The organism is Deinococcus aquatilis DSM 23025 (assembly GCF_000378445.1).
GTDB classification, from domain to species: domain Bacteria; phylum Deinococcota; class Deinococci; order Deinococcales; family Deinococcaceae; genus Deinococcus; species Deinococcus aquatilis.
Genome location: NZ_KB899753.1, coordinates 1 through 24,785 on the forward strand (window position 1 = coordinate 1; position 24,785 = coordinate 24,785).

The 24,785-nt window shown below is 62.0% G+C and carries 28 protein-coding genes and 1 pseudogene; 13 read left to right on the plus strand and 16 right to left on the minus strand.

Going from position 1 to position 24,785, the window contains the following annotated elements; all coding sequences use genetic code 11:
- Nucleotides 1-92: 92 nt before the first annotated feature.
- Both F561_RS26345 and F561_RS29230 read right to left on the minus strand, forming a co-directional pair.
- Nucleotides 93-749 carry a heparan-alpha-glucosaminide N-acetyltransferase domain-containing protein gene (locus F561_RS26345; RefSeq protein WP_019012014.1) on the minus strand — a complete coding sequence of 219 codons (657 nt, stop codon included), beginning with the start codon at nt 747-749 and terminating at the stop codon, nt 93-95.
- Nucleotides 746-892: a hypothetical protein gene (locus F561_RS29230; RefSeq protein WP_157452089.1), complete on the minus strand. Its 147-nt coding sequence runs from the start codon at nt 890-892 to the stop codon at nt 746-748. Before F561_RS29230 ends, F561_RS26345 begins: the two co-directional genes overlap by 4 nt.
- Nucleotides 893-1,438: 546 nt before the next feature.
- Here F561_RS29230 and F561_RS0121400 point away from each other — a divergent pair.
- On the plus strand, nt 1,439-1,930 hold the full coding sequence (locus F561_RS0121400; RefSeq protein WP_019012015.1) for a PepSY domain-containing protein: 492 nt from the start codon (nt 1,439-1,441) through the stop codon (nt 1,928-1,930).
- An 802-nt stretch (nt 1,931-2,732) separates the two neighbouring features.
- Here the strand turns inward: F561_RS0121400 and F561_RS0121410 are convergent.
- Both F561_RS0121410 and F561_RS0121415 read right to left on the minus strand, forming a co-directional pair.
- The gene (locus F561_RS0121410) at nt 2,733-3,329 is read right to left on the minus strand and encodes a DedA family protein (RefSeq protein WP_019012017.1); all 597 of its coding nucleotides are present in this window, start codon (nt 3,327-3,329) and stop codon (nt 2,733-2,735) included.
- Nucleotides 3,330-3,417: 88 nt separating this feature from the next.
- Nucleotides 3,418-3,819 carry a 3-oxoacyl-[acyl-carrier-protein] synthase III C-terminal domain-containing protein gene (locus F561_RS0121415; RefSeq protein ID WP_019012018.1) on the minus strand — a complete coding sequence of 134 codons (402 nt, stop codon included), beginning with the start codon at nt 3,817-3,819 and terminating at the stop codon, nt 3,418-3,420.
- Nucleotides 3,820-3,879: 60 nt separating this feature from the next.
- Between F561_RS0121415 and F561_RS26350 the strand changes: the two genes are divergently transcribed.
- Nucleotides 3,880-4,245: a hypothetical protein gene (locus F561_RS26350; RefSeq protein WP_019012019.1), complete on the plus strand. Its 366-nt coding sequence runs from the start codon at nt 3,880-3,882 to the stop codon at nt 4,243-4,245.
- Here F561_RS26350 and F561_RS0121425 read toward each other — a convergent pair.
- Entirely contained in the window at nt 4,242-4,601 is a 360-nt protein-coding gene (locus F561_RS0121425) for a hypothetical protein (protein ID WP_019012020.1), read from the minus strand. The genes F561_RS26350 and F561_RS0121425 overlap by 4 nt on opposite strands.
- A gap of 733 nt (nt 4,602-5,334) precedes the next feature.
- Nucleotides 5,335-6,138, minus strand: coding sequence for a GNAT family N-acetyltransferase (locus F561_RS0121435; RefSeq protein WP_019012022.1), 804 nt, complete (start codon nt 6,136-6,138; stop codon nt 5,335-5,337).
- A gap of 398 nt (nt 6,139-6,536) precedes the next feature.
- Between F561_RS0121435 and F561_RS26355 the strand changes: the two genes are divergently transcribed.
- Genes F561_RS26355 through F561_RS0121460 form a run of 5 tightly spaced genes read left to right on the plus strand, consistent with a single transcriptional unit; the run spans nt 6,537 to nt 10,771 of the window.
- On the plus strand, nt 6,537-7,175 hold the full coding sequence (locus tag F561_RS26355) for a phosphatase PAP2 family protein (RefSeq protein ID WP_169389559.1): 639 nt from the start codon (nt 6,537-6,539) through the stop codon (nt 7,173-7,175).
- Nucleotides 7,175-7,846, plus strand: a complete 672-nt coding sequence (locus F561_RS0121445; RefSeq protein ID WP_019012024.1) for a response regulator transcription factor — start codon at nt 7,175-7,177, stop codon at nt 7,844-7,846. The genes F561_RS26355 and F561_RS0121445 overlap by 1 nt, the downstream gene beginning before the upstream one ends.
- Nucleotides 7,843-9,144 (plus strand): sensor histidine kinase, encoded by a 1,302-nt coding sequence (locus F561_RS26360; RefSeq protein WP_019012025.1) that lies wholly within the window; start codon nt 7,843-7,845, stop codon nt 9,142-9,144. The genes F561_RS0121445 and F561_RS26360 overlap by 4 nt, the downstream gene beginning before the upstream one ends.
- Entirely contained in the window at nt 9,141-9,812 is a 672-nt protein-coding gene (locus F561_RS0121455; protein WP_019012026.1) for a DUF1345 domain-containing protein, read from the plus strand. Before F561_RS26360 ends, F561_RS0121455 begins: the two co-directional genes overlap by 4 nt.
- A complete protein-coding gene (locus tag F561_RS0121460; protein ID WP_019012027.1) occupies nt 9,809-10,771 on the plus strand; it encodes a PIG-L deacetylase family protein in 963 nt (320 codons plus the stop codon). Before F561_RS0121455 ends, F561_RS0121460 begins: the two co-directional genes overlap by 4 nt.
- A 455-nt stretch (nt 10,772-11,226) precedes the next feature.
- On the opposite strand, the gene F561_RS0121465 is transcribed toward F561_RS0121460, so the two are convergent.
- From F561_RS0121465 to F561_RS0121485, 5 genes are all read right to left on the minus strand, one after another.
- On the minus strand, nt 11,227-12,054 hold the full coding sequence (locus tag F561_RS0121465; protein WP_019012028.1) for an undecaprenyl-diphosphate phosphatase: 828 nt from the start codon (nt 12,052-12,054) through the stop codon (nt 11,227-11,229).
- A 539-nt stretch (nt 12,055-12,593) separates the two neighbouring features.
- Nucleotides 12,594-13,412 carry an FAD:protein FMN transferase gene (locus F561_RS0121470; RefSeq protein ID WP_169389560.1) on the minus strand — a complete coding sequence of 273 codons (819 nt, stop codon included), beginning with the start codon at nt 13,410-13,412 and terminating at the stop codon, nt 12,594-12,596.
- A 442-nt stretch (nt 13,413-13,854) separates the two neighbouring features.
- Nucleotides 13,855-14,712, minus strand: a complete 858-nt coding sequence (locus tag F561_RS27485) for an alpha/beta hydrolase family protein (protein ID WP_019012030.1) — start codon at nt 14,710-14,712, stop codon at nt 13,855-13,857.
- A 107-nt stretch (nt 14,713-14,819) separates the two neighbouring features.
- Nucleotides 14,820-15,869, minus strand: a complete 1,050-nt coding sequence (locus F561_RS26370; protein WP_019012031.1) for a S8 family serine peptidase — start codon at nt 15,867-15,869, stop codon at nt 14,820-14,822.
- Nucleotides 15,870-16,392: 523 nt separating this feature from the next.
- On the minus strand, nt 16,393-16,731 hold the full coding sequence (locus F561_RS0121485; RefSeq protein ID WP_019012032.1) for a DUF5713 family protein: 339 nt from the start codon (nt 16,729-16,731) through the stop codon (nt 16,393-16,395).
- A gap of 474 nt (nt 16,732-17,205) precedes the next feature.
- Here F561_RS0121485 and F561_RS0121490 point away from each other — a divergent pair, with 474 nt between their 5' ends.
- From F561_RS0121490 to F561_RS0121505, 4 genes are all read left to right on the plus strand, one after another.
- The gene (locus F561_RS0121490) at nt 17,206-17,571 is read left to right on the plus strand and encodes an ArsR/SmtB family transcription factor (RefSeq protein WP_019012033.1); all 366 of its coding nucleotides are present in this window, start codon (nt 17,206-17,208) and stop codon (nt 17,569-17,571) included.
- The gene (locus tag F561_RS0121495; protein ID WP_019012034.1) at nt 17,568-18,791 is read left to right on the plus strand and encodes an MFS transporter; all 1,224 of its coding nucleotides are present in this window, start codon (nt 17,568-17,570) and stop codon (nt 18,789-18,791) included. Before F561_RS0121490 ends, F561_RS0121495 begins: the two co-directional genes overlap by 4 nt.
- A gap of 105 nt (nt 18,792-18,896) precedes the next feature.
- On the plus strand, nt 18,897-19,130 hold the full coding sequence (locus F561_RS0121500) for a hypothetical protein (protein WP_245556608.1): 234 nt from the start codon (nt 18,897-18,899) through the stop codon (nt 19,128-19,130).
- A gap of 86 nt (nt 19,131-19,216) precedes the next feature.
- Nucleotides 19,217-19,441 carry a hypothetical protein gene (locus tag F561_RS0121505; RefSeq protein WP_019012036.1) on the plus strand — a complete coding sequence of 75 codons (225 nt, stop codon included), beginning with the start codon at nt 19,217-19,219 and terminating at the stop codon, nt 19,439-19,441.
- Nucleotides 19,442-19,503: 62 nt separating this feature from the next.
- On the opposite strand, the gene F561_RS29235 is transcribed toward F561_RS0121505, so the two are convergent.
- Nucleotides 19,504-19,680, minus strand: a complete 177-nt coding sequence (locus tag F561_RS29235; protein WP_019012037.1) for a hypothetical protein — start codon at nt 19,678-19,680, stop codon at nt 19,504-19,506.
- A gap of 214 nt (nt 19,681-19,894) precedes the next feature.
- On the opposite strand from F561_RS29235, the gene F561_RS0121515 reads away from it, so the two are divergent.
- Nucleotides 19,895-20,326: a hypothetical protein gene (locus F561_RS0121515; protein WP_019012038.1), complete on the plus strand. Its 432-nt coding sequence runs from the start codon at nt 19,895-19,897 to the stop codon at nt 20,324-20,326.
- A 463-nt stretch (nt 20,327-20,789) separates the two neighbouring features.
- Entirely contained in the window at nt 20,790-21,341 is a 552-nt protein-coding gene (locus tag F561_RS0121520; RefSeq protein ID WP_083922594.1) for a PhoX family protein, read from the plus strand.
- 29 nt (nt 21,342-21,370) lie between these two features.
- Here the strand turns inward: F561_RS0121520 and F561_RS30620 are convergent.
- The 4 genes and pseudogenes from F561_RS30620 to F561_RS26375 form a co-directional block, all read right to left on the minus strand.
- Nucleotides 21,371-21,679: pseudogene (locus tag F561_RS30620) on the minus strand (phosphoketolase family protein); the annotation flags it as partial.
- A 372-nt stretch (nt 21,680-22,051) separates the two neighbouring features.
- Complete coding sequence (locus F561_RS0121525; RefSeq protein WP_245556607.1) at nt 22,052-22,939, minus strand: C39 family peptidase; 888 nt, start codon at nt 22,937-22,939, stop codon at nt 22,052-22,054.
- 649 nt (nt 22,940-23,588) lie between these two features.
- Nucleotides 23,589-23,939, minus strand: a complete 351-nt coding sequence (locus tag F561_RS0121530) for a four-helix bundle copper-binding protein (RefSeq protein WP_019012041.1) — start codon at nt 23,937-23,939, stop codon at nt 23,589-23,591.
- A gap of 159 nt (nt 23,940-24,098) precedes the next feature.
- On the minus strand, nt 24,099-24,785 hold a 687-nt coding region (locus F561_RS26375; RefSeq protein WP_019012042.1), incomplete at its 5' end, for a transposase.

Consider the following 24,785-nt stretch of genomic DNA (forward strand, 5'->3'; position numbering starts at 1 on the left):
TGGTGGGCCGATTCGAGTGGATCTACACGCCGAAACACGCTAGCTGGCTGAATATGGCGGAGTTGGAATTCAGCGCCCTTCAGCGGCAGTGCTTAAATCGGCGGATTCCTTCGCTGGAACGGCTGCGTTCCGAAGTCGAGGCCTGGGTTACCGCGCGTGAACGCGTGGGCATCATCCTCAACTGGCAGTTCTCCACACAGGACGCTCGACGAACCCTCGGACGACACTACGAAGCCGTTCGCATTAATTGAACGCTGTACTAGGCTGAGGAACAGCCCATAGCCGCCCAGCAGCGTCAGGGCCAGGGCCGACTGCACCCAAACGCGGGCGCCCACCACCAGGCTCGCCAACAGGGTGGACAGGGCAATCAGTTGCAGCACTCCCAGTCCCAGTGTGAAGCGGTGTTCGGTCACGCTAGTCAGTCCGGCTCCGACCAGATAGAGCAGCGCCGTTCGGGAGACGAGGCGTCTGAAACGGCCTCCTGCAGACCCGCCGCTGCGCCGCGCCGCCGCGTGGGACAAGGGCAGCGCCGCGCCCGCGCAGAACAGGAACCAGGGAAACACCATGTCGGTGAGGGTCACGCTGCCGAATGGGGCGTGCATGAGCTGCGCCGGTGTCCGGCTCCCCAGCGAAACGTTGTTGACCAGCAGCATCAGCAGCACCGTCAGTCCGCGCCAGGCGTCGAGGGCCGTGAGGCGGGCGGGCGGGCCAGGCGGCGTGACCTCGGGAGCCTGGGCCGAATCTGTCACCGGGCCACGCCCGACTCAAGCGTGGCGATGGGCTGAAATTCAGCCGCCATATCCCCGTGGGGACGCAGGCGGTGGCGACTGACCAGAGTCAGGGGCGGGTGGACAGACGAATGACCCAGCGGGGCGGCGCAGCATGCAGGCATAAGCCCTCCTTCGGGGCAGCGTCGTGCGCCCAGGTTAAAGCACGGTATACCCGGCTGCGGAGCGTTGGTTCGGGGGGATGGGTGGCCCACCGGAGCGCGAGCAGCGGGACAGCTGAACCACTGATACGAACCTAAAATGATTTCTGTGCGTGGGTTAGATACGCCGCTGAACTGCCCCCTCTGCTTTGCCGCTTTACAGGCCACCGCGCTGCTTCGCAGCGGTCAGGCGTGCTCAAGAGCGTCCAGAAGCTCTGCGAGTCCCGCAGGTGGAGAGGGCAACACCAAGATGTTCGAGACTCATTTCAATCTCGTATGAGGCCCAATACGCGGCTGGGTTCGGGCAGGAGAGCCGGGCACCATCCCGTTCTCACGCTGCCTGAAGGCTGCCTCGTTCATGGATGCAGAGGAGGGAGACAGGGCCGGGGCGGTAAGCGGCTGCCCGGTACAGAGCGCCTTTGCCGGGCTATACGCCGTTTTTACCAACCTCCGGCACACTCCTCTCAAGCAGAGGCACCGCGCCGCTGCTCCTACCTAAGGAGAACGACCATGACCAAGAATCTGAGAACCGTCCTGCTGGCCCTCGCCACCACCGCCGCCGTCGGCATCCCGCTGGCCGGATACGCTTTCGCCCAGACCTCCGCCGCTCCCACCCAGACGATGGCCCAAAACACGGCCCAGCCTGAAGGTGCCGAGGCTGCCGAAGGAACCGAAAAGGACGAGACACCCACCTACACCAGCAGCATTCAGCTTCCCGCTGAGCAAAGCGGTGCAGAAGTGCCCGACGCGCAGGAACAGGCCGGGTTGCAGGCGCTGGCCAAGATTACGCCTGAACAGGCCAAACAAGCTGCCCTGGCTGCGGTTCCCGGCACAGTGACCAGCGTGCTGCTCGGTGATGAGAACGGGAACCTGATCTATGAGGTGGCGATCGGCAAGACGGAGGTCAAGGTGGACGCAGGCAATGCCAAAGTGCTGGATCAGGCTGCGGCCGACACGGAGAACGAAACCGGCGACGCTGAGGCGGGCGAAACCAACGACTAAACTCGGTTGACTCCCAACTGAGAACCACCCTGCCTCAAGTGGCAGGGTGGTTCTCAGTCGCTTTCCAGTGAAGTCAACACTCCATCCGGGCCGCCCAGGAGGAGGTGGGCCGGCCCCACAGTTTGGACAACTTTGAGTAGAAACTCGGCTCAAGCACAGGGGACAGAAGTTGAAGCCGGCCGAGTCAGCCGTGTGTCAGCGACAAATGTGGTCTATGGGCGTTCTAAAACGCTTGTCAGCCTCCTACCAGAACGCTGGCACGTTGTGCGGAAGCAAGCACCTCTCCTTGGTTTAGGCATTCTGCTCGGAGGCGAGCATGGCAGTCTCCGAGCCCGGAACCGACTGAATTCAAATACTTGGTGCGGGAACGCGGAGTCCTGCTGGTGACGCTGACTGAGGAGCGCCACAGGCAAGAGGCGCTGAACCACCGTGAAATCAGCGCCTAGAGTCGCAACGTCTAGGCGCGGGAGCGGATCACGTTGCTGCAGGAACAGCTCACTCGGCTGGAGGACGGGGTGCAGCAGCGGGTCTTTCAGCAAGCCTAGGTGAACCGGGACAGTGCCCGCCAGGTTTAGGGGCATTCCGAGCTGACCTTCCGGTCTCGAAGACAGCAGCGGAGTGGAGCCCACGGAAACCGCCTTCTCTTCTGCAGCGCGTAGGCTGCTGCTGTGCGCCCGTTTTGCCCAGGACAGCATTGAACGCACAAGAGAACACCCACGTTTCTCCATGCGCTTAGGCGTGCTCACTCTAAACCCAGTGGCCTGCCACTGTTGAGCAGGAAAGGGCTCTTCCCCTGCTTGACTCAGACGGAACGCCGTGCCCGTCGAAATTCAAGGGCCACAGGTATCAGCGAGAGCACCACGACCCCGCCCACAATCATGAGAATGTAGCGGTCCAGATGCGGGATCAAGCCACCCAACAGATATCCGGCCAAAGGCACACTGATTCCCCACAGAACGGCGCCAATCAAGTTATAGGCGAGGAATGTTCCGTAAGGCATATGCCCGACCCCCGCGAGGGTAGGGGCCACAGTCCGCGCGACTGGGATAAAACGAGCAACGACGACTGCAAATTTGCCGTATTTCTCAAAATAGGCCTGCGTTCTGGTCACAAACTCTGGCCGGAACACCCGGCTGTTTTGGCGGGCGAACACGGCTGGGCCGTAGCGCCGCCCGATCAAGTAACCCACGGTATCGCCCAACACAGCGCCGGCAACAATGGCGGCCATGGCGCCCCACAGATTCAGGCTGCCCTGCTGCGCCACGATGCCTGCCGTGATGAGCAGGCTGTCTCCAGGCAAGAAAAATCCGGCGAGCAGACCGGTTTCAGCAAACACGATCGCGAAAATTCCCGCGTAAGAGACGGTATGCAGCAGGGTCGGAATGTCAAACAGATTCATGGGCGCACCCTAACTGGAGAAGGTAAAGTCGAGGTATACGCGGGCGCAGGGAGCGGCTGGGCCAGGCACGTTAGGCCTGTCCCGCCCTTCAGTCCAGCCCCGAGAGTTTGGTCAGCAGGCCCGATTCCACCGTCAGACCCGGCCCGAAGGCCATCGCGCAGACCCGCTCGTCGTCGTGGGCGCTGTGCAACAGACTGCGCAGAATAAACAGCACGGTGGCGCTGCTCATGTTGCCGTACTCGCGCAGCACGTCCCGCGAGGGCTGCAGTTGTTCGGGCGTCAGGTTCAGGGCGGTTTCTACCTTGTCTAGAATGCTGCGCCCGCCGGGGTGAATGGCCCAGTGCTGCACAGCGTTTTGGGGGCCAGCAGCCAGCGCAGGCTCACGGGAGAGCAGCGGCACTAGTGCGCCCGAAATATGCGTTTCGATGATCGACGGCACGTACGTACTCAGCACCATGTCGTAACCGAGGTCGCCAATCGTCCACGCCATATCTGCTGTTCTGAGCCGCGAACGGAGGCCAGGACGCAGCTTGACCGATATGATGCGGGTATGGCAGAGGGAACTCTGGAGATCGTGTGGTTGATGCCGGAAGCCCACGTGGTTAACGTAATGCTCGCGGTGGATCAGGATGAATTGGGGCGCCCGCTGCAAGTTGACCCTGATCCTCACCGGGTCTGGACGCTCAGCGGTCTGCTGCGCTCGCCCCCGCCCCGCTTTGGCAGCCCGGTCACGCTTCGTTTGCAGCGGGCCACCGGCGGCAATTGGGGCATGGTGACCTACCGGGGCAGGATCTACCTGTCTGAGTGGGCCAAGGGCCAGCCACCAATCCAGGCAGACATGGACCACGCCCTGCGGTTGGGTTGGATGGGCCCTATCGCCCCCCTGCTGCTCAGTTGGGAACAACAGGGCCACTAGAACGGCAGGCTGTCGCCCTCCCGCATCATCCGCATGCCCTCCGAATCGCGTACCGCGAGTACGGGGGCTTTGCGCGTCATGGGGCATGCGGGTAAGGTCTCCATTCGCACGCGGGTCAGCAGGTAGTCTAAGCCTTCCAAAGCAGCGGCCTTCCCATCATCGTCGAGGGCTTGTTTTGATACGTACACGGTGCCGCCCCGCGCGGACCGTCCGGTATCCCCGCGCTGGCGGGCCATGAACACGAGGGCGCTCGGGTCTGGACTGGTATGGCTGCTCACCTGCACGGAGAAGGCGTTCGCCTGCCCCAGCTGAGTCAGGAGCTTTTGCCCCACGGCGTGCATCTCGGCTTCGGTCATTCATTCAGCCTAGCGTTCTGGCCGCCGGCTATCTCCGGACTGGGCGGACGATACCACTCATGCGGCTAGCATCTTGATACCCCTGAGCCAAATCGTTGCCATGTGCCGTGAAATGCAGCCCGCCCCGCGTCAGCTGCTGCGTGTACTACCCCTTCAGCTCAACCGGTCGAGTCGAGACCATTTCGAGGATGGCCGTTCCCAGATGCGGTGGACTGTGTTGCTGAAGGCTCAGGTCAGGAACGTTTTGGGAGTAGACCAGTTCCATCTCATCGCCATGCCGGAAAAATCCAGCAGCCACCGAGCGTGAATTGCTTTCTTGGGTGTAGAGGATGGCCTGGAAGTGGAAGGCTGTCTAGCGAATCACTAAAAAGACTGTTCTGGGGCGAGAGGTCGCTGAACGCCCAGCGGAGCATCAACAGAAGTGAGCACGCCCTTCCGAGTGCCCTGAACATCTGGAACAGGCCAGCCGAAGAGAGGGCTGCGTCCCAACTGGGTGTGCCACAGCCAGCCGTTGAACAGGGTTAAGAAGGCCCCGAACAGAAGTAAGGCCCACCCCGACACGTCTTTCAGATGAGGAGGGAGCTACACAGGGCCAAGCAAAGTACTGACACACTTGCGGCCGGAGCGATATCCAGAGCCCTTGTTGAGCCCTAAATGATGACTGTCCCAGACTTGACCGACACCTCCTCCCCCGGAAAGAAAGTGTGCGGCGTTCCGGGTTTGACCCCGCTCCTCACTGGTGCCAGATATACGGCATTGTGGTCGTCACCGGTACGAGGCCGCTGCGCTCCAAAATGGGGCGCGAGGCGGCCGTACAGTCGCTGTGGAGATACCGGACGCCCCGGGCCAAGGCAGACTGTGCCCGCGCTGCTGTCAACGCCCGGTAGATCCCCTGGCCGCGCCAGTCGGGCACGGTACCCCCGCCCCATAAGCCCGCAAACTCACTGTGTGCCACCACTTCGAGGCGGCCCACACACACCACCTCAGTCGCCGTTTCCGCAATCCAGAGTTCGAGGAGGTCTGCATTGCGCTCTAGGCGGCGCATGGCGTCTTCAACGCCAAAAGCAACCCCAAAGGCTCTGGCCTGTGCAGCTGCAGCCTTCACCACCTCGGGATAGGGGTTCGGCACGTTGTCAATCCGCCGCAGCCGCACACCTGCTGGCAGGGCCACGTCTCCAGCCAGCAGCACCGCCTCGCCCACCATGACAGTCTCTGGCTCTTCGGGTTCAAACCCGTGGGCTCTCAAGCGGTCTGCCAACTCGGGCGGGCCATCATGCCCGCGCGTTTTCCATTCGGCTGAAGCGATCTGCCCATCCGCCCGGTAGTGCTCAACTGTTTGAGCGATCAAATCGTCTAACGCCGCACCGTTGTAGCCATCGAGCGTGCGGTAAGAGACGAACCCCCGATCACCGAACTTGCCTCGCCAGAGAGGGCCAGCCCGGTCAACACTGGTGGCAGACACCATTTCGGCTTGTTCACGCAACTGGGCGTCATACGCTGCCAGCAAGCGTTGTGGGTCGTCTTGTGGTCTGGTCATGGCTTGAGAGTAGCGCCCCTCCCAACCGTCTCCGTGCCGCGTAACCTGCCTCAGTCCCCACTGGCCCACTGAGAAACCGCATGTCGCAAGCATGTACAGGCGCTGGCCTGTGCATGTTCATACTCCTGAACCATGCGGGGGACCGAGTCCTGCACAGGGAGCGGGTGTGCCGAGCGGCTCGGCACCAGGCTCGCCCAAAAACACCCGTTAAGAGACGGTGTGGCGTGTCGGCAGGAGGAAAGCAATTGCATGAGATGGTGATGCCAATCGGAAAGAATCTCGTCCCAGACAGTCTACTTTCCTTAACAGACGTTTCCGAGCGAATGTGGCTGTGACCCGACTGACGGCTCACAGTATACCGGGCCTTTACTTCAGGTGGCCAAGATGGAGGCATGAGAATGACTGCAAAACTTCCGGTTCAGCCTCCAACTGCGGCAGTTCGCTGGGGCGGAATACTTGCCCCCACCGGAGCGTTGGCCGCCCTCGGAGCTGAGGTGATCGAGCGTGAACCGTTTGCTTACGAACAAGCCAGTATGCTCTGGCTGCATGCCCACACTTCAGCAGCACTCCTGTCTTTCAGCACGTTCATGAACGTCTTGGGTGGGCCATGGGTGAGCTTTCCCCTGATGGCGCTGCTGCCAGCTGCGTTGTGGCTGAGAGGCTCCCGAGCCGGCGCGTTGTTCGCGCTGACAGCCCTCTGGAGTGCAGTGGGGGCGCAGTGGTTCCTCAAACTGCTCTACGGGCGGCCCCGGCCAGACTTGTGGCCCGACGCCGTCTTTGTCTCTGGGCTTTCGTTTCCCAGCGGACACGTGACGATGGCAGCGGCGCTCGCCGGCGTGCTGACAGTGCTGACTTGGCGAACCCCTGCAAGGTGGTCTGTCCTGATGTTGGGCCTCGGGTACGTGGCACTGATGGGCCTGTCCCGCGTCGTCTTGGGCGTGCATTACCCCACCGACGTCCTCGCCGGTGTCTTGACCGCGCTGCTGTGTGTGGCGGCCGCCTCGGGTCTGCTGCGCCGGGGCCAGGGGGGGCGCTGATGCGGCTCCTGATTGTCGAAGACGATCCTCATATTGCTGAGCTGCTGCGCGACGGTCTGACCGAAGACGGGTATGAGTGCGATCAAGCCGGCGACGCCACTGAAGCGGCGGCACTGGCGCAGCTTTTTCCGTATAGCTTGCTGATCTTGGACGTGATGCTGCCTGAAGGGATTGACGCGGGGTACCAGTTGGGCCGGCGCCTGCGGGCTGAGGGGCTGCGGACACCGATTCTGTACCTCACAGCCCGCGGCACCGTCGAAGACCGGGTGGAGGGGCTGGAAGCGGGGGGCGACGACTATCTGGTCAAGCCGTTTGCCTTTCAGGAATTGCGTGCCCGCGTGCGCGCCTTGCTGCGCCGTGCCAGTGGCAACGCGCAGAACACGGTAGCGCTGCCGTTTGGCTGGGTGATTGATCTGGGCGGGCGAGAACTGTACGGGGCAGGCGTGCGTGCTGACCTGACCCGCCGTGAATTCGGTCTGTTGGAACTGTTGGTGCTCCATGCCGGGCGGGCCTTTACGCGTGATGAGATCATCGACCGCCTCTGGGGCGGAGACGGCGGGGTAGAACCCAAAGTCATTGACGTGTATGTCAGCACCATCCGCCGCAAGACCGATGAGCGGCTGATCGAGACCCTGCGCGGCACGGGGTACCGGCTGGGACGCGCAGGATGACGCAGCGGCTGAGCCTCCGGATCAAGCTGACGCTCGGGTACGCGTTGGTGTTTGCCCTGACGGTGCTGGTGGGGGGCGGCGCGGTGTTTTTGGCCACCCGCCAAGTGCTGACCACGTCGCTGGACGCCACGCTTCAGGAGACGGCCAGTGTGGCTCAGGGCAGCATTGAACGCGACAATGGCCGCGTCCGATTTACGCCTGAACTGCAGGTTTCGGGCGACCTGAGTATCGAGCTGCTGACCCAACGCGGCGTGCGGCTGACCCAGGCGGGGCAAGGAGGGGAGGAGAGCGGGAGCCTCTCGGTCTTGACCCTTGGCCTCAGCACCCAAGCCCACCGCCGGGTGCTGACCCTCGCGGTGCCTGGGTCACTGCTGCTCCGGGTTTCTAGGCCGACCGACATCCTGACAGAATTTTTGGAAACCTTGGGGCGACTCTTGCTGTTCAGTGGCGCGGCCATGATCGCGGCCGCCTGCGCCGCAGGGTACCTGCTCGCCCACCGCGCCCTGAAGCCGGTAGACGCGGTGGCCCGTACGGCTCAGAGTATCGCTGATCAAGGCGATTACGCCGAGCGGGTGCCGCAGGCTCCGGGCCACGACGAAATGGCGCGGCTCACCCGAACGGTGAACGCCATGCTCGATCAGCTCTCCAGCACCATTGAGCGCGAAAAACAGTTCGCCCGCACGGCGGCTCATGAACTGCGCACGCCGCTCACGGCCCTGAAAGGCCGCTTGGATCTGACGCTGGACCGGCCCCGTCCAGCCGAAGAGTATGAAAAAGCGCTCCTCGGGATGCGGGGCCGGGTGAACGCGCTGACTGAGTTGACCGAAAGTTTGCTGGCCCTGGCCCGCACCGACGGCCCCGTCACTCTTCAGGCTGTGGAACTGGCCGCCACCGCGCTTCAGGTCAGTGAAGCGCTGGAGGACGCGGCCACCCAGCAGGGCAAGCGTGTCCGGCTTGATCTGGAAGAGAGCTGGGTGCAGGCTGAGCCTGAGGGCGTCGCGCGCGCCATCCGCAACCTGCTGGAAAACGCCCTCAAGTACGGCACAGGGAGTGAAGTGTGGCTCCGGGTGCAGGGGTGTGAGGTGGCCGTGGAGAACAGCGGGCCGGGGCCAGAACCGGGCAGTTGGCCCCGGTTGCTACAAGCGTTTGAACGGGGCCAGGGCCTCCAGGGCGTGAGCGGCAGCGGTTTGGGGCTGGCGTTGGTCTCGGCCTTGACCCAGCGCTGGCACGCTGCCCTAGTGCCGGAGTGGCGGAGCCAGACCTTCGTGATCCGGATGCAGTTTCCCAGGGACGGATGAGCCGCTTCCCTCCGGCGCCGGAATCCCTGTGGCCTGCCCGTCTGGCCCTGGTGTCGGTAATCGGGCTGAACTTGTCGCTGAATGAGGCGCTCACTGCGGGGCCCACCTGGCTCCTGCCTGCTCTGGAAACCGTGCTGCTGCTGCCCCTCAGTGTCCTGCGCAGCCGAGAGCGACACCACGTGATTCACCGACGACAGCGGCCCGAACTGGCCCAACCGGTGCGCCTGCTGGCTCTGGGCCTGATCGCCGTCTTGTACCTCACCAATCTGGTCTCGCTGGGCCTGCTGATCACAGGTCTCCTGAACGGCAGCGGGCCAGCCGCCGCAGGGCTACTCGCGGGAGCACTGAACATTTGGGTGACCAATGTGTTGGTCTTCAGCCTGTGGTACTGGGAGCTGGATCAGGGCGGCCCACTGCGGCGGGGTCAGCCGGGGACCATGCTGGATTTCGCGTTTCCCCAAACCACCTTGCCCCAGTTGGCCCCGTCCGGCTGGCGACCGGAATATCTGGATTACCTGTTTGTGGCCTTCACCAACGCCGCCGCGTTCAGTCCCACCGACACCTTGCCGCTGAGCCGCCGCGTGAAGGGCCTGATGACCGTGCAGGCGGCCACGTCCATGCTGACCGTGGTGTTGGTGGCCAGCCGCGCCGTGAACATCCTCAAATGAACCGTTTGATCCGTCGTTCTGGCCTGCGTACGGCGCTCGCGGCGCTGGTGGTCCTCGTGCTGCTTGCCCTCGCCGCCTGGATCAATGCGCCCCTTGTGGCCCGCCTGTTTGACGGCGGTGCCGACCGGGTGGCCGCGCTGCCCGCCAGTTCCCCGTTCATCCGGGGTCAGCGGGTGCTGCTGCTCTCGCCCCACCCGGACGATGAGACGCTGTGCTGCGCGGGCATCATCCAGCAGGCCCAAGCGGCCGGAGCGCAGGTGTTTGTGGCCTGGATGACTGCGGGCGACGGCTTCGAGTTTGACGCTGTGCTGACCCAGCGGGTCGCTGATCCCAGTCCGCTGGACATGCAGGCCTTGGGGAACGCCCGGGCAGCGGAGGCACGCCGGGCCGTGGCCCTCCTAGGCGTCCCCCCAGCACGCACCTTTATGTTGGGGTACCCGGACGGCGGGCTGTTCCAACTGTTCACCACCCACTATCAAGACCCCTACCTGGCCCCCCACACAGGAACCGCTGCCGTGTACGTCAACGGTGCACTGACGCCCAACGCCCCCTTCACGGGTCAGGCTTGGGAAGCCGATCTGAACCGGGTACTGGCGCGGGTGCAGCCCCACCTCGTCCTGGCCCCTGCGCCGCAGGACTTTCATTCGGATCACCGGACGCTGTCGTATGTCGCGCTGCGCCTGATGGCTGCGCGGCAGCAAGAGGACCGACTCCGGTTTTGGGTGGTGCACGGCGGCCTAGAATGGCCTTTGCCCAAAGGGCTGCATCCAGAGCTGAGCCTCACGGTGCCACCGTTGGCCAGCACGCTTCCCTGGACCCGGGTGACGCTGAGCGCGGCGCACAGGCAGCGGAAACTGGACGCAGTCAATGCGTATCACACCCAGACGCGCGTCATGGGCCGGTTTATGCGGGCCTTCGTGCGGCAAAATGAACTGTTGAGTCCAGCGCCTTTGCCGTAGTTCCCTTTGCCGGGCCAGCCAGGAGCGAAGTCTCCCGCAGGTCGCCCGTGACCACAGCTGCCCTGCACCGCCGGCCTTCAAAGGGTTTAGGGTGACTTGGAACCACCTTTTGGTTCGCGCTTTCCCGCAGAGCCAATGCTGTAGTGGAAGTCGGCCTGAACCGGTTCGTGATTGACCAGAGCGGAGTCGCCTGCCAGGTGCAGAGATTGAAGGGCTTGTGCGCCGCCCTCGAATGTCGAAGCATATAGATTATTCATTCAGCTGATCAACAAAGTGGCGGGGCAGGTAAGTTTGAACGCATGCACCCACATACGGCGCTCCAGTTGTGCGGGTCAGTGGACTGCAACGACCTTTGGAGGTCGCTGCAGCGATCATTTCCCCTCAATATGCCCTGAGATTGATCCGCTGCGGGAATTTCAAATTCGATTGAACCGGGGACGCGGCCCAGATGAGGCTTACTGCATGACACCCAGTGCGAGGAGAAGCAGGACGAAGAGGCCCAGCCCCACCCGGTAAATGGCAAATCCCTTAAAGCTATGGGCAGAGACGTACCGCAGGAGCCACGAAATGGAGAGCAGCGCAGTGATAAACGCCACGAGCGTACCGAGCCCTAAGGCAGTGGAGCCGCCCGTCACGCTGCCGAGCGTATCTCTCGCCTTGTAGAGGCTATACAGACCTGCTCCACCCAAAACAGGGATGCCCATGAAAAATGAAAAGGCGGTGGCGGTGACCCGGTTCAGTCCAGTCAGCAGTCCCCCAACGATGCTTGCGCCGCTGCGGGACACGCCTGGAATAACGGCCACTGCTTGGGCCACACCGATCACCACAGCCTGCTTGAGCGTGATGCTGTCCAGCTCAGGCAGTGTGGTCTGCGCGCTGGCCCTCACCTGCGGTAGCGTCTCCACCCACCACAAGATGACGCCGCCCAAGATCAGCGTGATCGCCACAGTGAGTGGTGAAAACAGAGCGGCTTTTATGGCCTGTTCAAACAGCAACCCCACCAAAGCCGCTGGAAGAGAGGCCACGATCAGATGGAGCCAGAACCGGCGGGCAGTGGGGCGGCCCCGCAACAAGCCAGAAACCTTGTCCCACAGTTGCCGTCCGTAAAACCACACCACAGCCAAAATGGCTCCAAGCTGCACCACAATGGTAAACACTTTCCCTGTGTCTTGGTACCCGATCAGGCGCTCTGCGACGATCAAATGTCCAGTCGAGGAAACAGGGAGGAATTCCGTCAAGCCCTCAACCACACCCAGCAGTACTGCCTGCACTTCAGGAATCATACTTGTGAAGCTAGTGGGTCACGGTATAGAGGCGGTATAGCCGCTGGACGTTCAGTTCTGAGAACCAATCAGAGTGACGTTGTATGAAGCGCCGCGCCGAACGAGTGTGGCCATTGAGGAACAAGGTGAGGCGACTCAGAACATGTGTCAACAGTGTTGTTTGCCTTTAACCGAACGGAATCAATTTGAGCAAGGAGCCGGGAGACTGGAAATATCAGAAGTTTTTCCAGCGTTGTCATTCAAACGAATGCTCTCAGTGCACGCTCTAATCCTTTCCGCAGCCTAGGGCGTTCGCTTAAGCTATTGAGAAAGGTGTAAGTTTGCGTGGGTTCTGAGCCCTTCCGAATGCTCAGACTCTGCCTGGCACGTTCAATCAGCGTCGAAACCCAACTTAGGCTCTGGCCATTATCAATAGTCTTTGCACCTTGCCCGGTATACAGGCACGAGCCTGCGGGGGCGGTCTGGAGCGGAGCCCTGTTCCAGACTCACCTCACTCTGGTTAGTAGAGAAACTCACTGAGAGAGATCGGCACCTGCGCCTCACCTGACAGCCCACCAGGTTTGGCGATCCCACTGCAACAATGTTCCCGAGTGGTCAAACGCAAGGAGGATACTCGGCGACCGAAACGCCTGTGGGTTCTGGAGCGCGGCGGCCCCGAAGAAGGCCAGTCTGCTGAGCATCTGGGCGTCCAGTATGCTGCCGCACAGCGCAGTGACCTGCACCAAGCCACTGACCAGGGGCTGCCGGGTGCGCGGGTCCATCAGGCGAGGGGCACCGGCTGGCTGAAGCAGCACAGCAGTGGCCACGCCGTAAGAGCCAGCGGCCAGCTCCAGCAGGCCAGACTGACCTCCGAACGGGTGCTCAATTTCAAGGATCCAAGGCGCCGCTTGGTTCACCACGGCACTGTTCCCCACAGCCAAGACGGCAGAACCTTGCAATAACCGTGCGGCCTCAGCAGCGGTCCAGCCCGCCACCGTGCTGCTGAGATCAAGGACGTGGCCCGGCGGCAAGGCCACAACAGCCGGTGTACACACTATCCCGTTGCCGTCCAGCTCGTTAGAAGATCGTCCGAGCAAGTGCTCGTCTCCAGCGGCCAGCGGCGAACTGCTCCGCAAGGGGGTGTGGGTTTGACGGGCCACGTCCAACGCGTACTGAACGGCCCGGTAGACCTCTGGTGGGGGATGATCCAGTGTGCCGTGCGTATTGAGCACTGTGAGTGGGGTGTGGCCAACGGCGCTGAGCAAACCTTCGAGACGCCGTACCTCGGCGAGGGCCTGATGCGAGCCGCGGCCTTTGCTCCAAGTTCCCGCCTGAATGGTTCTCAAATGCAACTGCGCAAACCAGGGCAGGTTCAACACGCGGCGCGGCACCGCCCTACCCAGGGGAAGTGATGAGATCCATGGTGTATCCGTGCCCGCGCCGTGCAGGTGAAAATGTGCTGAACAAGAGTCACCAGAGAAGCGTGGCACTGCGAAGTATAACTGCGGTATACCCTCACTCCAGGCGCTGGCTATCAACGCCTTCACCCGCGCGCCCCGTGCCGCCCTGCCCAGAGACAGAGTCCCCCTCAGCACTCAGCTGGTGACTGGCATTTGGGCGGCGCCGCGCAGTCCAGCAGACAGTGATCAACCGTGCCTGCTGCATCGCCCTGCGCAAACACGTGTCTTGTAGCAGCGCTATAGAGATTGACGGCGTTCTACTGAACAGTGTGGAGGGGGCCAACGGGACACCGTCTCTGGCCTCTGCTAAAAAACCATCTGAGTTTCGGAGGCATTCCACGCCGCCACACCCAGGGCCGCCCTAAGGATGGGCCTTAAAAAAGAGGGCAATCTGCCGGCCCACGTTGGCATTCATGTATCCGCTGGAAAGGTGCGGCCCCTGCACCGTGACCACTTGTGTGTCGGCACCCGCACGGCGGGCGAGCGCTGCCAAGCGCTCCCCATTGGGCGTGCTGGCCACCGCCGTGTCCTGCGGACTGACCACCGTCAGCAGCGGCGTTAAGCGCCCTGGAAAGCTGGCAAAATCGTTGACAGGATCGTGTCCGGTCAGGGGGGCAGTCCCGTAGGCCAATCCAATACTTTGGGCCCGTTTGACCGAGGTTCGGCGGGCGTCTTGCAAATTGACTCGCCCTGCCACAAGGGCAACGGCGCGGATGGGAATGCCCAAGGTGCGCCGGTAGGCGGTGAGGGTGGCGGGCAGGCCACCCATAGAGATGCCCAGGGTGTACACGCGGCCGTTCCCCTGAAAATGCGCTTGAGCCGCTTGATAGATTCGGCGAACGGAGGCCAGCGCCCGAGGACTGCCCCAGGTTTCTTTGCCGCCATCATTGCTGAGCAGGAGCACGTAACCCTGGCTATCGATGGCGTCAACCACAGTGTCAAACGGCGGGTGGGTGACGCCGTCGAGGGCCTGCCCGCCCCGGCCATGCGAGACGATCACCAACGCGCAGGGGGCAGTCCGGCAGCGCGCGGGGACAATCAACTGCGCCGCTCCCCCTGGATCAGCAATAGCGCGGGAGGCCCGGCCGTCTGCCTCCACTGTCCAGCCCTTCGCCCCCACAGCCGGGACTGAAGCGGCGCGGGACGGTTGCTCAGGGGTTTGGGGACTGCAGGCCGTCAGCAGGGCCAACGCACACAGGAGCCAGGGAACGGTGGGCATCACTAATTCTCCTTCAGGTGGGAGGGAAAGTGGAGAAAGCGGAAATTCGGCTCAGCGCTCCGGGGAAGCATCAATCAAGCTCGCGTGAGCGGGCTCGGCATCTGAATTCAAGTGCCTTGGTCGGAGCGTAAAGTGAATGGAGCGGAGTGAGCGCGGCCCACAGGCAACAGTTCTCTTTGGGCCGCCTGTAGCGCCGCGGCGACGTCGAGCACTCCAGCGCCGCAGGTGTACTGGATCACCCGGTCACACTGTCCTCCGGCAAACGGGCGGGCACTGCGCAGCAGGAGAGTTCGTACCGCTGCTGGCGTGAGGTTGGGCCGCGCCGTGAGAAGCAGGCTCACGGCGCCGGCGACCAGTGGTGCCGACAAGCTGGTGCCAGTCAGTTCTGTTTGGCCCCCGCTGGGACGCAGCGTGTCAATGCCTTCGGCCGCCGTGCCGCCCGGCGCAGCCAATGCCACGGCTGAACCCCAGTTGGAATAGCGCGTCCGGCGGCCCTGCGGATCGGTGGCGGCCACAGCGATGACCCCCCGGCAACCAGCGGGGGTATTGCGGACCGCGGGCGCCCCTTGGTTGCCCGCGGAGGCCACAATAACCGTACCGTGCGCTACCACTTCATCCACTGCTCGCTGCATCGCTGGGGCGCAGCCGGTGCGGGCCACGTCCCTCAGCACAAACGAAGCATTGATCACCCGGGCAGGCAGCGGGTTGCGCGGGACACCGGGCACGGGGAGCCCTGCGGCCCAGCGCAACCCGTCCCGCGCGTCCTTCAAGGTGGTGGTATTCGCGCGACCAATCACCCGCACATGCACGAGCGTGGCCTGCGGATTTACGCTATGAATGAGGCCCGCGACCGCCGTCCCGTGGAACCCAACGCCACCGATGGAGGCAGTTGGATCCGGATCACGGCCCGAATGGTCGCCCGCATCCCGTGGATTGGTCACAAAATCGTAGCCCGCACGCTGCACCCCTTGCAACACCGGTTGGGCCGATAGACCAGTATCGAGGATAGCGACCACGGTCGGCCGGGCAGCAACAGACACCAGAGCGGACGGAAGATCAATCTGACTCAGGTTCCAAGGAACTTCCGCCGGGGAGACGGCCCACGCGATCAAACCAGCTGCAGTTACTCCTGCTGCCCAGCTGCTCAGTTTGTTCATGCCTGCACTGTCCTCCCATCAGGTTGAGGGACGGTATAGCTGCTGGATACAGAAGACAGGATAGGGGGTGGTTTTGGCCGCCGCCCTGAGTACTACAGCTGCAGTGAATGGCGTTAGGGTGAGACATGTTGGGCTCCTCTACTCTGGCTCAGCCCCGTCAATGGTTGGCTGACCTCGAAGTGCTTCATCAACGGATTGTTCCCTGTTTCACCCGCAGCGAACAACGTGAGCGCTTCTTGGATTGACTTGATGGACTGAATGATTAGGACTGTGTTGCCTCAACCCGCCCAAGACAGCTAGAAAGGAGGGAGCCTGATGACAACCACAGACTACGTCTGCAAGGTTTAATTTTAGTTTCTAGTTGATGCAGACACCCTAGTCCAGGCCTGGCGTGCGGAGATGAGTGATCGGGACGTACAAGCCTAGGAATTCGTTGAGTGCGTCATGAGCCGAAGCTCGGCTGAACCTGCCCTTGTCGCCCTACAGGGAATGAGACCGGGATCGTTTCCCTTAACAGCCGAAGTCACCACTCGCGGTTCTCGATCAACATCTCGACATCTTCCTGAAAGCCGTAGGCCTGCGCGATAAAGGCAACGTCCTGTGCGATGTTTTCCCGGGCGGCCGTCTCCAGTCCACTGCCTTGCTCTTCAAATTCACGGCCAAGTTGGTTGAACTGCGCGGTCGCCGCGTGGGTCAGTGCCGTCAGTTGCTCGGACGTCTGCGGGCGTCCCGCTTCAATCTGGAGACACAAGTCATGCAGGATGGCTTGTCCTTTGCTCACGAATTGAGGTGGATAGTATGGGTCGTTCTCCATGTCCCTTAGGAACGGGTACTTGCTGGTCTGGTCATTTTTCAGCGTCATGGTCACTCCTTCGCACCCGAACTCAACTTAAACACGCTGAGACGGTCACCAGCTCAGCTTGTCACGGCCTGACTGTAGAGGTTTTGACTGCCTTTACACTCGACAGAAACAGGAATGCCGCCCCGAACGCGAGCTCTGTGCGATGGAGGCCACCACACAACAAAACGCTGTTTTAAAGAACCGTTATGTCCTCTTCCGCACAGGCGACAGAACTGTTCAGGCTGTTTGGCGGCTAAGAATCTCCATCCAGGTGGTCATGGCGACCCCTCCAGTAACGTGAGTTGGCAGTCTGCTGCGCAGGCACCCTGCCATTCAATCACTGACATGTGACTGAGTTGAGCCGGACACAGTGGGAACAAAGACCACGGCTGGCGGGAGATGAACTCATATCCGGCGCTCTTTCGCATTTTAAGGAATCACGCGTCATCCGTATCAGGTCTTTACATCCGTTCATCCGAACGTCAGAATATATAGATGCAACACCACCCGCTGTCTTTGCCGATAGATCCCTTGGACCTTCACCGGGTCACCGAAGTCTTTACAGCCCTGAGCGATCCCACCCGCCTGCATGTGCTGGTACTGCTGATGCAGGGCGAGCGCAACGTCACTGCTCTCGTGGACGCCCTACAGCAACCACAAAGTACCGTCAGCCGTCATCTGACCCTCTTGCGGACGGCGCAACTGGTTCAGACCCGGCGGGAAACCACCAGCGTGTACTACCGCTTGGCCGACACCCACGTGGCGGAGCTGCTCACCCAAGCCTTCAGTCACGCCCAACATGACCGGCTGGGCCTTCCTGACCACCCCGCTCCACCTGCCTCAATCGGCGGGACTCAGTGAAGGCCTTCGCGCTGTTCTCTGCCCTGAAAAACCCACGTTTCGCTCGGCTGTATACCGCTCAAGCCATCAGCCAGATCGGCGACGCCCTGACGTGGGTGGGCCTGGCCCTGCTGGCCTACCAGCTTGCCCAGGGGAATGCGGCGGTGGTTCTGGGCACGGCCCTGACCCTGCGGGTGTTGGCGTTTGTGATCTTCAGCCCGCTGGCCGGTGTGGTGGCCGACCGGGTCAACCGCAAATGGCTGCTGATCAGCTGCGATTTCGGGCGGGTGCTGGTGATCGCCTGTTTGCCCTTCGTCGACGCAGTCTGGCAAGTGTATGGACTGATGTTCATCCTCAATACGTTCACGGCCTTCTTTACGCCCACCAATCAGGCCACGGTGCCGCTGGTGATGGGCCAAGAAGATGCGGGACAGGGTTTTGCGCTGTCCAGCGCCACCACCGAACTGATCAACATCGCGGGGCCTGGGTTGGCCGGTGCGGCGGCCGCCCTGCTCGGCGGACGTGATCTGTTCTTTCTGGATGCGGTGACCTTTCTGGTGTCCGGACTGCTGATCATGACGCTCCCCTCCCTGCAGGCCACACGAGGGGAAGTGCAGCGCAGCACCTGGAGTGACATCCGGGACGGCACGGCCCGGCTCTGGCGGGATCCGCCCATCCGGTTCGCCCTGCTGATGGAACTGGTGGCCGCCATCGCCGGCGCCCTGATTCTGGTCGGCACCGTCACCCACGTGAAAACGGATCTCCAGTTGGGAGACGCCTCTTACGGGTGGGTCATGGCAGCCTACGGCTTGGGGGCGACGCTGGCCTCCCTGGTCGTGGGGGCCTACGGCAAACGCGTTCCCCGCACCACCTTCGTGCTGTTGGGCGCGCTTGTCACCAGCTTGGCGATCTTGCCTGGAAACCAGAGTGCGCTGTACCCCCTGCTGGCGTTCTGGCTGGTGGCTGGCATCGGACAGAACTGGGTCAACCTGCCCGCCGAGACGCTGCTGGCCGAACGAACCGAGGAAGCGGCGCAGGGCCGGGTGTATGGCGCCCATTTTGCCTGGAGTCACCTGTGGTATGCCCTTGCCTATCCATTGGCTGGGTTCTTGGGCACCCGCTTTCCAGAGCGCAGCTTTCTCTATGGCGGCTTGCTGGCCTTGGTGTTGCTGGCGTTCATCTGGATAACGTCTGGCAGGTTAAAAGGTGAACGCGTTGCAGCCCCTAGAACCACTGAATGAACCGGTCTGCCCCCAAGGCTTTAACCCAGTTCAGTAGGGACACTGGGCACCACCCTTGCAGCCTTATGCGATGCTCTGGACATGAGTGACTCCCATTCGACCGTTGTGTTGACGTTAGATTCCCTGACCCGCTCTTTTCTTGACGAGCTGTGCCGTGGTACTGGGGACGACGAAGCAGGCGTCGTTGGGCGTGCCCTCGCCTCCTACCACGCGCACTTTATGGCTGGAGCCTCGGAAGATCCCATCACGGCTGCCGGGCGGGTGGCGGCACACACAGCCCAAGACGCTGTCAATGCTCCACTTGAGGACGCAACTGAGGACGCCGCAGGTGCTCCTTAAGTTCCCACCCCCGAAAGATCCGTTGCCAGCATCCAAATCAAGGAACCACAAGGGCTGGGCAGTGTTCAGCAACTCGGGGAGGAGCGATGTCCAGTACCGTTCATGTTCCTGCAGGTCAGATTTCAGGCCTAGTGATTCAGAGTGATGACCCTCGTTTGCCTGTGGGCACTCAGGTGGGCCTGCGCCTGGCAGATTTCGAAGGCATCTCCGAACCCAGTGCCGCAGTGAACGGCATGATCTTGCCCATCCAGGTGTTGGCACATGACCGTGCGCCGGATCAAAGCAGCACAGTCACGTTCGTGCTGGTCTAGGGTCAAGTTGAAGTGATCCTGCGGTTCAGCCCCTGTTGGGTTCCAGACTCAGCCGCGTTGGCCTACACCAGGAATTGAACGGCAAACACCACCAGAAGTCCTATGAAGAACGTTAGGGTGACGACGGGCGTTTCCTCGACTTCGTGATCGTGGACACTGATCAGCAATTCCTCGGTCACGAGATACAGCAAGGTCGCGGTGCCCAACGCCAGCAGCCCGGTCAGGGCTGGTTCAGCCATCCCTGTTTGGCACTCGAACTCATGTGATGTCCAGTCAACCCATGTCGAGTGACGGCGTTGTCGGCCGGACGGGTGCGCATCTTCGCTGGTAACGTTCTCACGGCCCCCGTTCTGAGGCTTAGAGCCCGTAATCAAGAGGTTCGTTGAGACGCTATCGACGTTACCTCTACCAAGCTCCTGAGTTGGGACGTCCGGACTCCGGTAAGCTGAGTCCATGTCTTTTGCTCTGCGCCTCGTGGCGCTCGCGGGTCTGGTGCTCGCTTCCTTGGCGTCGGCAGGCGGCGCCGGCCCCCCCGTTTCTAGCGCTCCCGTACTTAGGGCCTCGCTGGTGGGTGCAGCGGCGGCAAATCAGAGCCTCAAGGTGCGCCTCTCACTCACCAACGCGGCCGCCCAGCCGTATCTCGTGCCGGCCCCCCTCTGTCCGGTGAGTGTGACGGTGCGGGCCCGGGCCTCAGGCGCGGTGGTCGTTCCCGATCCGGCGCCGGCCATCGACTGCTTGCCCGCGGCGCAACCGAACGTGGGTGCGGGGAAAACAGTAGTGATCGACTGGGCGGTCAGTGCCCTGCCCGCCGGGCGCTACTGGCTCGACCTCAGTCTTGGCTTCGGCAAGCTGAGCGCGGCGCCGTTGGCGGTGGACGTGAAATAGGGGTGACGACTCCGCAGAGGGCGACAGCGGGCTGAGTTGTCACCAGAGGTCTGTGGAATCACGTTCATGACCAGGGGCCGCCGCAGGTTGCCCCGCTGAGGATGGAGATCGATGAACTCCTGATCCGTCGGGAAAACGTTGAGTTCACGGCGCAGACGGAGAACTGGCGCACCTGTGGGAAACCCAGTGCGGGCGAGGCGAGTCGTTTCAGCTGGAATCGCGGTGGGACGCAACATTGCTCATGGTGCATTCTCCTCCGGAAATTCGCCAGCAGAATCGGAAGGTTGTTGTGGGGAACAGCGGAAGCTCAAACTGCTGTTTGAGACCAAGATGATTTCAGCAGTGGCTGGCTTCATGCCGTTCTGTATCAGGGCCTCTGGCAGCGGAAGCGAGACCATCTGCTGTCCGGGTTAACTCAAGTGAGGCGTCGGGCGGCCGAGTCCTGGGTGCTGAAGGCAAGGCGCTGTTTGCCAGCCAGGCCGATGTGCTGGCGGATGCCCGCGCCAGCGCCCTTGCGGTGGGCGGCACGCCGGTTGACCGCCCCGAAGACATCGAGATTCACCCCAAGACGGGTGAGGTGTACGTGGCCTTGACCAACAATGCCAAGCACGGCAACTACTTCGGGCAGATCGTGAAATTCCGGGAAACCGGCGACGACTGGACGGCCAGCACCTTCCTCTGGGAAGTCTTTGCCGTGGGCGGCCCCCAGAGCGGGTTTGCCAGCCCCGACAATCTGGTGTTCGATCCTTACGGCAATCTGTGGATGGTGACCGACAACAGCGACCTGGCCACCAACCCTATCAAGGGCTACCACGGCAACAACGCCATGTTCTTCTTTGCCACCGAGGGCCCCAACGCAGGCCAGGCCCACCGCTTCGCCATCGGCCCCGTGGACGCCGAAATGACCGGCCCCGTGTTCTCGCCCGACGGCAAGACGTTGTTTTTATCGGTGCAGCACCCCGGCGAAGACAGCGAGAGCCTGCCCAGCGAAATATCTGGATACAGCTCGCTATAACTGCCTTCTAGATAGGTGTTGGCCACCAGTCCGGGGCCGCCGTGACCGGGGCCAGCCACGTACAGCACCGAGAGGTCGTGCTTCCGGATCAGTCGGTTGAGGTGGACATAGATAAAGTTCAGGCCCGGCGTGGTGCCCCAGTGACCGAGCAATCTTGGTTTGATATGGGTCAGAGTGAGCGGTTCGCGCAGCAACGGGTTGGCCAGCAGGTAGATTTGACCGACGGACAGGTAGTTGGCGGCCCGCCAGTAGGCGTGGGTGAGACGAAGTTCAGTGGGCGTCAGCGTGGAAGCGAGGAGGGGGTTTGCAATACTCGTCATAGCAACCTCTTTGACCATAGATGCCCGTCCATTTGCCGACGGGTTGAGAGAGTGGTCTCCGGCCCAGCGTTCACTCTCGAAAATTCCTAGAAGGAAGTCTCTGGCAGAGGTGTTACGGATCAGTTACCAGCTCAGGTGTGCTCGCTCACCTGGGGCTTTGCTTCCCTGAGGACGAACTGCGTCCTCAGGGAAGCAGGTTGCACACCGGCACAAACACCAAGCCCAGAAACGCGCCATGGACAAAACTCTCGGTCATCCCCACCCAGAATTCATAGAAGGTCAGCCACGTGAACGCAGAGAGACCCCCCTCGTGTACTTGGACGAGGGGGGTCTCTGCTCTCAGTCACACCGGCATCTCGCTGCTGATCAGGAGGCTAGCCCCCTTCATTCTCAGCTGTCGAGGGCTTGGCCCGCCAGATTCCGAAATCGGAGCAGCTCTTTGCTGACTGGATCGACGCGGAGTCCCCGCTGCGTCCAAGTCAGCGTCTTCTGGTGTTGCCCCATCTGAGTCCACGCCTCAAATGCTTCTTGCCGGTAGACGTAATACTGGGTGGGCACACCGATCTGAACTGCGCGGTCAAAGTTGGCTGTGGCGGCTTGGATGTTCCCCAGTCTCAAGTTGGCTTTGCCCAGGCCCCACCAAGCGAAGGGGTCGTTGGGCCGGGCTTTGACGTCCTCTTCGCCGTGCAGTTTGGCATGCTGCCAGTTGGCCGTCACGTTCCAATCGCTGCCCATCGCCTCGCGCACCAACCCTCCTTTGGCCGGAGGAAAAGCCACGAGATATTCTCCGTTGTAGTAGCGCCACAGCTCGGTGAATTCAGCCGTGGTCAGGCTCAAGTTCGGCCCCCGCAGCGGATCGCTCACCAGAAACCGCCCAGCACTGTAGCCGTAGACCGTGCGAAAGTGGGCCACATTGCTGCCAGATTGAAGCCGTTGCTGCACCACCACCGGAAGGCCGCGGGAGACCAGTTCACGCACCACTTCCACATCTCCTGCGTAACGGATCACGCTCTGCAGCCCAAATCGACCTAAATAGGCGGCCAATTCAAGGCTGGTGACTTGCGGATCGTTGGAACCATCTTTCAGCGCGGCCGCCGCCTGCGTTTGACTGACCGAAGTGCCGTAGTACCCTAACACGGTCAGCGCCGTGACCGGGCCACAATTGTTGAGCCGCTGATACTCATGTCGGATGTTATTCAGGACAGTGCTGGAGGGCGCAGCAGCGGCAGGAGGTGTGAATGCGAAGACAGCCAACGGCCACCAACGAGGAACCATCATGTCCGGTTCTGCCCAGCGTGTGTCGTCAGGGAAGAGGAGCAGTCCGGGCTCCTGGACGTCCCTTGAGCAGCACATGTTGCTGACTGAACCCTCAGCTTGAAACGGTATTCATTCACCCTTTCCTCCTTAATCCAGGGACACCAGGTTGATTGTTCGCTCGTCCTGTGCCTTGATCCTTCAGGTGCGGCCCAGGCTCTTATCGGGACTGTCCACCCAAACTCTCTGTTCTCTGGCAGGAACTTCTGCGAGGTTGGCACTGCTGTGGCTTGAGCGGGTCTTTGAGCTCTCTCTGAAATCCAGCCGCACTGTCCACCCAAGCCGCGCTCCCGTCAGAGTGACTCTCGCTGACAACACCATCAAGTGCCGTATTCCCAAACGTTTTACTGGGATGATCCCCAATCACGCACGGGAGGGGGCAGCGGCACGCGGCTTGGCCTGCGTCAGGGACGTGATAGAGACGTAGGAAGTGAGACAGGGAAGCGCTTTCTGCTTCACCGTGCCTCACACAGAGCTTGAAGTGCATGGACGACGTTACCCATCTCGCCTGTCCTTTCAACGGGGCTGAGCTGGAACAGGCAGAGCCCCCTCTTCCTCACACGTCATCGCCAACAGGGACACTTTCAACTTCGGCTGGGATCAGCCCCATCGTTCAGGCGGCCATCTGACGGCACAGGGCGGCGCAGGCGCGGCAGGCCTCAGCGCACACGCGGCAGTGGTCGTGATGGGCGGCGTGCTGCTCACACTCGGCAGCGCAGCGCTCGCACGCTTCAGCGCACATCCGGCAGGCCTCTGGATGGAGATCACTGCCCCGCATCAGCAAACGGGCCGTGAATGCACAGGCGTCGGCACAGTCACGGTCCAACTGCACACACCGCGCCATCATCTTCACGTCGTCTTCCATCAAGCAGGCGGTCGCGCAGTGTTCACACGCGGCCAGACAGGTCAGGCAGGCGTCAAGACAGGCCTGCAGTTCGGGGCTGAGCTTCGCGGTCATCGTCATAAGGAACCTCCCAGATGTGGAACGCTCGCAGCCTAAAACCGCTGTGTAAAGGTCGTGTAAAAATCAGTGGGTGTGAAGGCCGCTTAAAGGATGAAGTGAGCTCTCTTGCTCTGAGGGGCGAATGCTCAGCGCCCGTGGTGCTGGCCCAAGGTCTGGCCTTCAGTACTGGACATCTTGGTCTCCAGCCGCGTCAGGCGCTGAAAAACCAGTCGTGAGAAGCTTCGTAAAGGTCACCTGTGCGCGACGACTCCACCGAAGTGCGTGTGCCAGGCGTTCCCAACCAGCGGTGACGAGGCTCAGGGCCTTGCGGCCATGGGTCTTGAGTTGGATGGGGCGCTGAAGCACCCCATCCACGCCGACAAGCAGGCACCACACCCAGGCGAGCGTCACCATGCCAAACAGGCGCTCGAGGCGATCCTGCTGGGTCATCGCAGTGCGTTCCAAGTCGAAGCCGCGCAATTTCATCGAAGAAAACGTGCATTCAACCGACCAGCGAAGTCGGTAGACCACACCGGCCTCCTGGGCGTGTAGATCGGTGGCGAGACACACCAGGTCTCCGGCCGGAGACCTGGTGACGACCATCTGCATGCGGCAGCCGTAGATGACTTCTTTGTCCATCATGGCGACCATCTGACCGGGAGCCAGGTCAGCGTAGACCTCGTCCAGACGATCACCATCCACGCGAGCGTTGCCTTTGACGCGCAGACACCGCTTGATCCGGCGGCGTTGCAGGAACCTTGACCAGTCCTGACCAACAAACTCGCGGTCGGCGATCAGCACCTTCCAGCGTCTCGCTGGAAGGTGCCGCAGCAGACGGGCGACCAGTCGTTCACGCGTGGCGGTGTC